The sequence below is a fragment of the Fulvivirga kasyanovii genome, assembly GCF_009711405.1.
Classification (GTDB): domain Bacteria; phylum Bacteroidota; class Bacteroidia; order Cytophagales; family Cyclobacteriaceae; genus Fulvivirga; species Fulvivirga kasyanovii.
Window position 1 is genome coordinate 9625 of sequence record NZ_SMLW01000568.1, and the last position, 11224, is coordinate 20848.

The window sequence follows — 11224 nt, forward strand, 5'->3', positions numbered from 1 at the left end:
CGATGCGGACCTGTTTACCTGTTATTCTGATTTTGATCAGCACAATATCATTTTCACAGACCCTGAAAGAAACGGCTGATGCTAATTTTAATAATGCGCAATATGAGCAGGCGCTTAAAGGATACCAGAAATACCTGGAAGAGAACAACACAGATTCCTCAGCCTGGTATAACCTGGGAATTAGTGCTATGAACCTTAAAGCGTACGGCAAAGCCATAGAGTACCTGACCAGAGCACAGGAACTTAACTACCCGCCCTCCTTTACCAATTACAATATAGCCAAAGCCTATGCTCTGGATAATAAAAGAGAGCAGGCGGTGAAGACTCTGCAGGCGGGAGCCGACAATGGAGCTGTAGCCTTCAAAAGGATCAGCGAAGACCCTGCTTTTGATAATATCAGAAATCTGGAAGGATACAAAGAAGCTATGGCTAAAATCAAGCTCAACGCCTACCCATGTCTGCAAGATGAAAAACGCCGGCACTTTGATTTCTGGATTGGCGAATGGGATGTATATGCCAGAGGGCAAAAAGCCGGGGAAAATTCCATAACACTGGCCAATGGCGGGTGCGTTATCCATGAGAGCTATACCACGGCAGGAAACTACTCAGGGCAAAGTATGAACTACTATGACCCTATAGACCAGAAATGGCACCAGCACTGGGTAGGTGCCATGGGCGATACCTACAACTATATAGAAACAGATAAAAATGAGGGCATGCTTCAATTTGAAAGTCAGTTCATGAACCGGCAAGGGGAAATCAGTATCTCCAGAATGACTTTCACCCTCAATGAAGATGGCACGGTAAGACAACTCATGGAAAGCTCTACCGATGATGGGAAAACCTGGCAAATAGCTTTTGACGGTCTTTACAAGCCAAAAACCAAATAATTGAAGGCAGGAAGCGGCTAACCTTAGTAATCGTCAATATCGCGGTATGAAGACCAGATCAGTCGTTTGCTAATGGCCTCTTCCTCAAAATCAGGACAGGTGTTCGTTCCCATTATTCCGCCGGATTCACATACCTTTTCTCCTATACAATTGTAGAACACCGTTATAAAATCAGGACAACCAACACACATATCTGCCATAAAATACTTCTCACCTTTGAAGGTGTACTCAAATATGTCTGCCTTACGGTCTACATTGAGGCTTTTCTGCCGCTGAATGATATCCTGCAGCCAGCCCAGCTCCGCTATCGGGTCTTCTATATAACACATAGCTGTTTGCGCATTTGTAGTTTTACAAGCCGAAAGCAGTACAGCTACACAAAATAACATCACCTGCAACCGGCTTAAGTGGGTTTTATTGTTTTTCATAAGTAATTCTATAAATTTTACCTGCCTGATCATCTGACACTAACAGGGAACCATCAGTTATCTGTAGTACATCCACCGGTCTTCCCCAGGCCTCCTGTGCCCTTTCATTAAGCCAGCCGTCGGCAAATACCTCTGCTTCTGCTACGCCGGAACCTTCAACTTTTAACCGCATCAGCCTGTACCCTATTTTGGACGATCTGTTCCACGAACCATGTTGGGCTACAATAATATCACCCTTATACTCTTCGGGAAACATTGTACCGGTATAAAATTTCATTCCCAACGGAGCAGTATGTGCTGCAAAATTCCAGACAGGCTTTTTGAATTCGTTACAGTGCCGCTCCGATCCGAACTCCGGATCAGCAATATCACCACCATGGCAAAAGGGATAGCCAAAATGCTGACCTTTTTGGGTAACTCTGTTCAATTCACAGGGAGGTATGTTATCCCCCATCATGTCCCTTCCATTATCTGTAAACCATAAGTTCTTTGTGTCAGGATGCCAATCAAAACCAACGGTATTCCTTACACCCTCAGCAACTATTTCCCTACCTGTGCCATCGGTATTTATTCTGGTAATGGAAGCAAATACAGGATCGTCGCTTTTGCAAATATTGCAGGGTGCTCCTACCGGCACATAAAGCTTGCCGTCAGGCCCAAATGCAATATACTTCCAACCATGATGCCCTTCCGTGGGATAATCATCATAAACCACTTCATAATTACCAGGATTATCCAGTTTCGATTCAATATCATTGAACCTGAGTATTCTGCTGATCTCTGCCACATACAGGTCACCATCCTTAAAAGCCACACCGTTAGGAGAGTTTAACCCTTCCGCTATGATATACTTCTCTTCTGCTTTTCCATCACCATTGGTATCTTTCAGCGCATAAACCTTGTCGGCCTGCCTGTTGCCCACATAAACAACCCCCGAAGGACTGAGAGCTAGTGAACGGGCATTTTCGACTTCGGCAAATTCTGATATCTGAAAACCCTCAGGCAGATTGACCCGGTCCAGGCCAGTGCGTACAGGCTCTTCAACCGGTTTATCGTCAGGTTTATCAGTAGTCAAATTATCATCAGCCTCCTGAGAGGAATTACAGGCTATCAACAAACAAAAGGCAATAACAAAGTATCGGGATTTCATGGTCAATAAGTTTTTGAAATAAAGTTACCGAATAATATTAACCCTCAAAACAGGCGAAGGTTTAACCGGCCATGTTTTAATGTACCGTCTTCCTAAATTAAAACTGCCTGTTAATACGAATTACTCATCAATTCATAACTTTGCGGTTATGTTAGCAATACAAAACCTTTCCTACTACATTGGGGGCCGGCCTCTCTACGAAGACGCATCTTTACACATCAAACCCAAAGACAAAATCGGACTTATAGGTCTTAACGGTACGGGAAAATCCACCTTACTTAAACTGATCAATGGGGACTATACTCCGGACAAGGGAGAGATAGGAAAAAGCAATGAGTGTACTATAGGTTTCCTTAACCAGGACCTGCTTTCGTACCAATCAGAAGACAGCATTGTATCGGTAGCCATGCAGGCCTTTGGCGAAGCTGTGGAGACCCAAAGAAACCTGGAAAAAACCCTCAAAAAACTTGAGACCGAGTACTCTGATGAACTTGTAGAAAAGCTCACCAAGCTACAGGAAAAATTCGAGCGCCTGGAGGGATATACCATGCAGGCCAAAGCAGAGGAAATACTTGAAGGTATCGGGTTTAATACGGAAGACCTGCACAGGCCGCTTAAAGAATTTTCCGGAGGATGGAGAATGCGTGTAATGCTCGCCAAACTGTTGTTGGAAAAACCATCACTTTTGATGCTGGATGAGCCCACCAACCACCTTGATCTACCCTCCATTGAATGGGTAGAAAACTACCTCAGAGGCTATGAAGGTGCTGTTATTGTTGTTTCTCACGACAGGCAATTTCTCAACAACACCATCAATAAAACTGTGGAGGTTTTCAACCAGCAGCTTACAGTATACGAAGGAAACTATGACTTCTATCTCCAGGAAAAGGAATTGCGTTCTGAGATCCAACAAAATGCCTTTGAGAACCAGCAGCAAAAGATCAAGCAAACTGAGCGCTTTATAGAAAAATTCAGGGCCAAAGCCACCAAAGCCCGTCAGGTACAGTCCCGAGTAAAAGCACTGGACAGAATGGATAAAATTGAAGAGGTGGTGGATACCAACGCCGTTGTTAATTTCAAATTCGACTTTAAGCAGAAATCAGGTCGGCATGTTATTCAGTTGGAACATGTGAGCAAATCGTATGACAAATTGAATATACTCACCGATACCACTGCACATATCGAAAGAGGCGATAAAATAGCCCTTATAGGTGCAAACGGTAAAGGTAAATCAACACTGCTACGCATAATAGCAGGCACCGAACCCATTGAAGGAGAAAGGCAGGAAGGTCACAATGTAAATATGGGCTTTTATGCCCAGCACCAGTTGGAAGACCTGAATGTAAACAATGAGATATTGGAAGAGCTCAAGCAAGCCGGAAGTAAAAAAACCGAACTGGAGCTTCGACAGGTACTGGGATGCTTTCTGTTCACTGGCGACGATGTGTTCAAAAAGATCAAAGTACTGTCCGGAGGTGAAAAATCCAGGGTAGCTTTAGCCAAGACGCTTATTTCCGAAGCCAACTTTCTGTTGCTGGATGAGCCTACAAACCACCTTGATTTTCAATCCGAAAATATACTTGTACAAGCCCTGCAGCAATACCAAGGGACATTTATCACGGTATCGCACAACAGGCACTTTGTTTCCCAGGTGGCCAATAAGATCTGGTATATTGAAGACCACCAGATCAAAGAGTACCCTGGCACCTACGATGAGTATAGTTTGTGGAGAAGCAAGATAGATGCGGAAAGAAAAGAGTCTTCTACCTCTGAGCAGAGCAAACCTGAAAAACAGGAAAAACCCAAACCCGCTCAAAAAACAGGCAACAGCAATGAGAAACTCCTGATCAATCATCAGCGGGAGCTTTCAAAAATTGAAGAGCAAATAGATGCCCTTGAAAAAGAGGTTGCCCTTGCTGAAAAAGAAATGGCAGACCCTGCAGTATTCGGTAATCCTGACAAGCTTCAGGAAGCGAATACAAGATATGAAAAGTTAAAAGCTCAACTTCAAGCCCTCAATGAACAATGGGAGCTAAAAGCGGAAGAAATTGACGAACTGGAAAATAGCTCGAATTAACTATATCTTGCTAAAATGGTAAGGGTAGCCGGAAGCAGCAGTTCAAGTTGAGATATTAAATTAAACCTCACCTCACTCTGAAAAAATCTTCCCGTAGGTGAAGGTGAGGTTTAAATTAAAATCATAATGATCAATGTAACAGCAAAAGCTACTGCGTACCTGTACATCATTTTTCTTAGCTGCAATTCGTAAATCCTCATAAAAATTAAATTTATATTAAATATTTTCTATTAATACAACAGTTGCTCAATCGGTAACTACTTTTCTTCAACTTTCCTTCAAAATTGGCCGCAAACTTACGTACTTCTGTCAGAGATTTGCAACAATTATTAAAAACAAATTCCAATTTTAAATTCCAGTCGATCCATTGTTCGTGACACCTCAGTTTTCCACTCACCACCCCATGTATGATACAAAGGATACTCCATCTCCATATGCTGTCTGCTCCATCCAACTGTGGTCACAAAATCAACTTTGCTTTTACTCGCAAAAATGAAGCCAACTCCCGCTTTTAACACCGGGCCACCTTTAATATTATCAACTTCCTGCTCTATATGCGGCTTTCCCCACATTTTACTATAGCCCGCACCAGCATAGTAGTACGCTCCGGAAAAATGCCTGAACAAATCACCTTTATAGTATAGGTATACCGGCATGTTTCTATAATCATCATATTGCTCATATCCGGTAGCCAGGCCCAACTGCAAAAGTTTTTTAAACCTATATACTAGTGTTAAACTCATTGCAGGGTAAACATCTCTGTTATTAATTCCACCTCCTGCCATTACACCACACTGCAGCATCATATCAAATTTCTTTTTGAAGCCCGCAGTGTTCAGCGAGTCTAAAACCCCTCGGTCAACTTCAGCTCCTGTATTACCTTTTATATTTATGCTATGGATATCACCCGTTTCAAACCAATGATCTCCCGAATTAAATCTTACAAGTGCAGAGTCTCTGTCAAGTGAAACTAATTTTCCCAATATGAGACTCTTGTTCTTAAGATATACCCTATCCTTATCAGCCTGCGCATGGGCTGTTACAGCCATAGTGGTAAGGATGACAAGGAGAATCTTACTCCACATTTCCGGAAACCTGTAAATGGCTCAGAAAAACAATGTGATTTATATCAGAATAGTCGTATTGATAAAGACCATCCTCGCCGATCATCATAGCAATATTGTTAAACGGTATAATATCAAACGTCTTAATATCTTTGTAATGCGCCACTAACCGATTGCCAATTTCTCCTATATCACTTGCATCAAATACCTTCAGCCCATCGTCCCCATCACATATAAAAAGTACATCTCCATCTTTACCTAAACCGTGCGGATTGTGCATATTGTATGTGTATAGTAACTCAGGGCTGCTGATATTCGATATATCTATTACCTCAAGTTGATTAGTAAAGCCTTGACATTCAGTACCAGAACGCAGTGTTACATAAGCGTAATCCCCATCCACAACCACGGGATCGCAACTGGTGACATGCTCATAACTTGATACCCACGCAGGCTGCGCAGGATTAGAAATGTCCATAATGTACATACCGTTCTGTGCACCGATAAACAAATGATTGTTATTAGGGAAAATAGTCTCTATCCCCCAGTTGATCACCACCTTCTCCTCCGCCTCTAAGTCTGATGAGTTACTAACATTGACGGGGTACAGGTCTGACTGATCCACGGCATAGAGATAATCACCTACCACTGCAAACCTGGCCATAGAACCGGCCATACCAGGATTGGTAGGGGCCAGAGCAGCGCTCACATCAAAGTTGGCCAACTGATCAACTGCAATACCTCTTTCGTAGAACATCCCCCAATTGTAATTAGCATTACAATCAGATTCATATTCTTCAATTTTATCCACTGCTTCCCAATCAGTAACTATTCCCATTTCGGTATCAGCATAAAAGCCATATGAGTTATAGCCGGGAAACAGGTTTTCTATTCGGCCAACCTCCCGGGCATTTTGTATATCTGAAATATCAATGGCTACCAGATCTATATAACTGTCTGAAAAAAGGATATTTCCACGAACTGCTATATCAAATGAACCTGGTATATTGATGAAAGCAATATTCTCAGGGTTTGCAGGATCGTGATTATCAATTACATGAACCCCTTCATTAGGTTCATTGATAAAAAGATATCCATCCTTAAAGTATATCTTACCTGTTTGTTCCAGATCATGCGCCGGTAAGGTAGATACCGATGATCGTATTTCAGATAACGGTGTGTAAACCGGTTCGTAGTAGGTATAACTGTTCTTCACTTCACAGTTATCACCACAGCCAGACAATATGCTGCCAAAGCACAGTAGCAACGCTACTGCGACAATCGTTTGACCTATGCGGTTCTTTGTTTTTTCCTTTTGCATGATTTGAATTTTTAAAACCACTATCTAATAGACACAACTAATCAACCAAGGGTTGGAATGGGATTAAATTTTATCTTAAAAAAATTGATTTTAATTACACGGGGTCAGCCATTTGTGTTAAAACAGGACTGATAAACAATAAATGATAAATGCTTTTTCTAATTCTAATTACTGAATACGTACTTGAACCTAAAGCCAATTTCCAGGGTAGTTGGCCGGCTGGTATATTCGGCATCTGATTTGGTAATTGAATTTATAGATTGCCTTACCTGTGGAATCAAGGCCAACCTGTAATGCTCTCCAAAATCATAGCTGAATTCAGACCCTAACAACCCGGTGAGCTGGTAGGTCCTGTATTGGGAGTCATCTCCTGAAATATTAACATCCTCTATATCTCCCGATGAGGCGCTAATTTGATTTTTGAGTAAGATATTATTCGCAACACCACTTAGGATAACAATGTTAAACCTGCTATCCAAAAGTACATAACCGGCCTGTATAGGCACCGAGACGAGTTCATAAGTATTGTTAACATCATATGGTGCGGTAAAAGCAATATCTTCCGCATTTTCCATATCCGCAAAATTGCTTAATGTCTTGACGGTCTGGCGATCACTGGTATTTACCACATTGGAGGTACTGGTGGTCTGCTGCTGTGCATAGACAATTCCGCTCTGCAAAACCCACTTTTCCGATAACCTTGTACCAAAATTAACACCTACATTATAGGCTTGCCCGGATCTCTCCTTGCCAAAGGATGGAGCTCGCTTTGAGGCAGCATTTAACTTAGAGGTCTCCATCATATCCATGTCCGCTGCTGCGCCGCCACCACCCATGTTAGGATCAAAGCTCCCTGCCGAGAAGCCTACACCAGCCCACAAACCATCACTATTGCCTTGCTTTTTATTGGGGACATAACTGTACCAGGGCACCATATTCAGCTCCCTTTCTTCCAGTGGGGTAGTTTCGAGGTACTCAAACAATCGTTCAATTTCTTCAGGCAGTTTACCACCGTCTGCACTATTTAAGCCATTACCGGTCTGGCTTGATGCTACACGACTTTCATGTTCCACATTATCCAACAGCTTCCTGTCAATAATTCCTTCACCCTTGCTATAGGCATTTTCATCACTCTCCTTCTTGCCAGCTAAGGCCATCGTATTTCCGTTAGCTTTATTAACATTAGTTGCATCGCCCACATTATTGCTACCACCATCGTTATTTGGCATAGTATAATCAGTATTTGCTGTAGTACGATCAGTTTGGTCAAGCCTATCGATGGAAACTCCGGAGCCTGAATTTGCCAAATTATTACCGGCACCGGACTTTTCAGCCCCTTCAACGTCATTGGCTTCATGGCCAGTGCTCTTAGATACGGCATCTCTTGATCCCTCTGCTTCTTTTGAATCACCTCCTACATAACTGTCACTGTAATTTGACCTAAGTGTTTCACTTTCAGAAGAAACTCCGTCATTTTTATCTGGCTTTGAATCCTCATTAGCCTGAGCATTGTTCTCGGTATGTCCTCTCTCCTTACTTTCAGTATCGTTTATGGCAATGCTGCTATCTTCGCTCCCCAGATCGTTAACTTGAAGGTGATAAACAGCAACACCCCCGACTGTCATGGCAAAAGCCACTGATGCTGCCGCCAATAATTGAAACAGCAGCAACCTCCTTTTATATTTACCTGCCGAGGCCTGGGAAACCCCTAACTCCACTTTCTCCCAAACGGATGTTGAAACATCCATTTCAGCGTCTGCAAATGCGTTTTCCCACTCCTTTTCAAACTGCGTTTTATCTTGCATTTCCATAACTAATTTTTTCTTCAGTTTCTATTTTATCTCTCAACAGGCTCTTTGCCCTCGCATACTGGGATTTGGAAGTCCCTTCACTTATATTTAGTAATTGGGCAATTTCCTTATGAGAATAACCCTCCACGGCAAACAGGTTAAATATTACCTGGCAGCCGGAAGGTAACTCCTGAATCATCTTAAGCAACTCTCTAAAATGAAAATCGGCGAGTGAGAAGGTGCTTTCTTCAGAAAAATTCAGTTCATGAACATCAACCATTGGAAAAAGGTACAGCTTACTTCTTTGATGGTTTAGGGCTGTATTGATAACAATCCTTTTAACCCAGAAATCCAGCCTCGACTCTCCCCTGAATGTCTTTATTTTTTCAAATATTTTAATAAAAGATTCCTGCAGTATATCCTCGGCTTCCTGGTCTGATTTGGAATAGCGCATAGCCACAACCATCATCTTTTTGGAGTAAAGATCGAATAGTTGCTTCTGGGCTTTTCGGTCTCCCTTACAACAGCCGTCTATGAGCGCTTTTTCCGAGTCCATTATAATATATTCGCTGCAATCATGTTATATAGACACCGCAAGTTTCCAATAGGTTGGAACTGTTCTTGTATATCGTAAAATTAATTATATTTTTATCGCCATTATGAGAAAATGGATCGCAGCAACACTATTTATTTTTATTCTGGGAGCATTTAATATACCTGGTAATCGTCCCGAATCGCTTTATCAGGACAAAAAGCTGGTTTATAAGGATGCCACCTACGAACTTGAGATCAGAACAGTTCAGCTCTACCCTTACAATGGCAGCTCCAATGCCGTACTCTTACCTGCTATAGCCCCATTAAATAATAACAACCTGTTACTGGAATTTGATGACCTCGTCCAGGCCCCGGAAAACTACAGGGTCAAAATTATTCATTGCAACAGTGACTGGACACCTTCCCGCCTGAGAAGTCTGGATTATTTATATGACTATAATGAATTCAATATTGATAACTATCAATTATCTGTTGATACGAAACTGTCATATGTACACTATAAATTCAAAATTCCAAACATCAAAGTACCTGGAAATTATCTGCTGGTTGCCTATAGAGGTACGGATGAGTCAGACATCATCCTATCCAAAAGGTTTATGCTTTTCAGCAACCTCGTATCTATTAACCTCATGAGTGATCTTACCGGACTTAGCTCCAACAACAGGTTGAACCAGCAGCTTGACTTCACTATCAATTACAGTGACTATATGCTGCAAAACCCAATGGAAAATGTGTCGGTGGTCATTCGTCAAAATCAAAGGTGGGACAATGCCATCACTACATTGAAACCCAACTTTATTCGTGAGAATGTAAGTGAGCTGGAATACCGTTTTTTCAACTATGAAAACAATTTCAAAGCTGGCAATGAGTTTCGCTTTTTTGATATGCGTTCTTTGCGATATCCCGGACAGAACGTTCAGCGGGCAAATTGGAATACCCGCCCTACACTGGTTGACCTGATGATGGACAAACCCAGAATATATCAGCCTTACACGCAATATGATGATCTGAATGGCGAATACTTTATTGCCAACTCCGATACCGGGAATGGCTCTGTGCAGAGCGATTATGTAACAGTCAGATTCCACCTCAAAGCAGACAAGGTCAATGGGGAGGTTTATGTAATTGGAGAAATGAACAACTGGAACCTTCAAAACCAGATGGCTTATGACGAAGTTTCAGGGATGTATAATGGCGAAATGATCTTAAAGCAGGGCTACTATGACTACCAGTACTACATCAAAGGAGATACTTTAAGGTCCAATTATTTTGAAGGTGACCATTTTCAAACAGAAAACGAATACGAAATACTGGTTTACTATAAGCCTCCTACCAATCGTTCCGAATTACTTATTGGGTATGGATACTACGAAATGAACCCTGCACGCTAAGCGTAGCTGAATTCATACTTGAGTACACGGCTATTTGGATTGGAGTGTGCTACATCAAGCATACCAAAACCTTTATGCGTAAACTGCCCTAACCCACAGTGAAGCACGAACTCCTGCACCTCTTTGGCTGCATAGAGCGTGAACGGGAAGGTATAGCCTCTGATCTCATATTTCACATCACGATCATATACAGGATAGATTCTGGCAAATTTCTTTTGCGCTGCCGTTAGCCTGGCAATGTAGGTTTTATCGGGCACTACCTGAAATTTATAAAAGCCCTCTAACTGCTCCTTAAGGAACATGCCGGAAGCTTCCATTCTTTCAATGGTTGATTCGTATAGAAGGTCTGAAAACGTATCGGTTTCAGGGGGAATAAAGCGTTTGGCTGTACTGTCGTTGAATGACGAGTTAAGTATAACCAGCGGCGAAATACATACAAATTTGAGGGAATCCTGAACCTCAATCCTGTCCTCAAGTTCAACTGTCTCCGGTTGCAGGTATAACCCACCGAGTTCCACCTGATTGAATTCAAACAGGTTGGTTAAAAAGTAATCAATA

At 42.1% G+C, this 11224-nt stretch carries 10 protein-coding genes; 3 read left to right on the forward strand and 7 right to left on the reverse strand.

The window, feature by feature from the left end; translation table 11 throughout:
• On the forward strand, positions 1 to 890 hold an 890-nt coding region (locus E1163_RS14685; RefSeq protein ID WP_155173100.1), incomplete at its 5' end, for a tetratricopeptide repeat protein.
• A 23-nt stretch (positions 891 to 913) separates the two neighbouring features.
• Here E1163_RS14685 and E1163_RS14690 read toward each other — a convergent pair.
• Together E1163_RS14690 and E1163_RS14695 are read right to left on the reverse strand one after the other, a co-directional pair.
• Positions 914 to 1318, reverse strand: a complete 405-nt coding sequence (locus E1163_RS14690) for a DUF6970 domain-containing protein (protein WP_155173102.1) — start codon at positions 1316 to 1318, stop codon at positions 914 to 916.
• Positions 1305 to 2468 (reverse strand): PQQ-dependent sugar dehydrogenase, encoded by a 1164-nt coding sequence (locus E1163_RS14695; protein WP_155173105.1) that lies wholly within the window; start codon positions 2466 to 2468, stop codon positions 1305 to 1307. Before E1163_RS14695 ends, E1163_RS14690 begins: the two co-directional genes overlap by 14 nt.
• Before the next feature lie 148 nt (positions 2469 to 2616).
• Between E1163_RS14695 and abc-f the strand changes: the two genes are divergently transcribed.
• Positions 2617 to 4545: a ribosomal protection-like ABC-F family protein gene (gene abc-f, locus E1163_RS14700; RefSeq protein WP_155173107.1), complete on the forward strand. Its 1929-nt coding sequence runs from the start codon at positions 2617 to 2619 to the stop codon at positions 4543 to 4545.
• A gap of 329 nt (positions 4546 to 4874) precedes the next feature.
• Here the strand turns inward: abc-f and E1163_RS14705 are convergent, their stop codons facing one another.
• The 4 genes from E1163_RS14705 to E1163_RS14720 all read right to left on the reverse strand — a co-directional run bounded on the left by E1163_RS14705 (position 4875) and on the right by E1163_RS14720 (position 9276).
• Positions 4875 to 5630, reverse strand: a complete 756-nt coding sequence (locus E1163_RS14705) for a hypothetical protein (protein WP_155173109.1) — start codon at positions 5628 to 5630, stop codon at positions 4875 to 4877.
• Complete coding sequence (locus E1163_RS14710) at positions 5620 to 6930, reverse strand: LVIVD repeat-containing protein (RefSeq protein WP_155173111.1); 1311 nt, start codon at positions 6928 to 6930, stop codon at positions 5620 to 5622. The genes E1163_RS14705 and E1163_RS14710 overlap by 11 nt, the downstream gene beginning before the upstream one ends.
• Before the next feature lie 164 nt (positions 6931 to 7094).
• Complete coding sequence (locus E1163_RS14715) at positions 7095 to 8735, reverse strand: porin family protein (protein WP_185156097.1); 1641 nt, start codon at positions 8733 to 8735, stop codon at positions 7095 to 7097.
• Complete coding sequence (locus E1163_RS14720; RefSeq protein ID WP_155173114.1) at positions 8725 to 9276, reverse strand: RNA polymerase sigma factor; 552 nt, start codon at positions 9274 to 9276, stop codon at positions 8725 to 8727. Before E1163_RS14720 ends, E1163_RS14715 begins: the two co-directional genes overlap by 11 nt.
• A 103-nt stretch (positions 9277 to 9379) precedes the next feature.
• Here E1163_RS14720 and E1163_RS14725 point away from each other — a divergent pair, with 103 nt between their 5' ends.
• Positions 9380 to 10666 (forward strand): type IX secretion system plug protein, encoded by a 1287-nt coding sequence (locus E1163_RS14725; RefSeq protein ID WP_155173116.1) that lies wholly within the window; start codon positions 9380 to 9382, stop codon positions 10664 to 10666.
• Here the strand turns inward: E1163_RS14725 and E1163_RS14730 are convergent.
• Positions 10663 to 11224, reverse strand: a 562-nt coding sequence (locus E1163_RS14730) for a CRISPR-associated endoribonuclease Cas6 (RefSeq protein WP_155173118.1), incomplete at its 5' end; no start/stop codon positions are given. The genes E1163_RS14725 and E1163_RS14730 overlap by 4 nt on opposite strands.

Bases quoted from the DNA above. Each gene is read 5' to 3' on its own strand.
- E1163_RS14720 (WP_155173114.1), bottom strand. From the start codon at position 9,276: ATGGACTCGGAAAAAGCGCTCATAGACGGCTGTTGTAAGGGAGACCGA.
- E1163_RS14690 (WP_155173102.1), bottom strand. From the start codon at position 1,318: ATGAAAAACAATAAAACCCACTTAAGCCGGTTGCAGGTGATGTTATTT.
- E1163_RS14705 (WP_155173109.1), bottom strand. From the start codon at position 5,630: ATGTGGAGTAAGATTCTCCTTGTCATCCTTACCACTATGGCTGTAACA.
- E1163_RS14710 (WP_155173111.1), bottom strand. From the start codon at position 6,930: ATGCAAAAGGAAAAAACAAAGAACCGCATAGGTCAAACGATTGTCGCA.
- E1163_RS14715 (WP_185156097.1), bottom strand. From the start codon at position 8,735: ATGCAAGATAAAACGCAGTTTGAAAAGGAGTGGGAAAACGCATTTGCA.
- abc-f (WP_155173107.1), top strand. From the start codon at position 2,617: ATGTTAGCAATACAAAACCTTTCCTACTACATTGGGGGCCGGCCTCTC.
- E1163_RS14725 (WP_155173116.1), top strand. From the start codon at position 9,380: ATGAGAAAATGGATCGCAGCAACACTATTTATTTTTATTCTGGGAGCA.
- E1163_RS14695 (WP_155173105.1), bottom strand. From the start codon at position 2,468: ATGAAATCCCGATACTTTGTTATTGCCTTTTGTTTGTTGATAGCCTGT.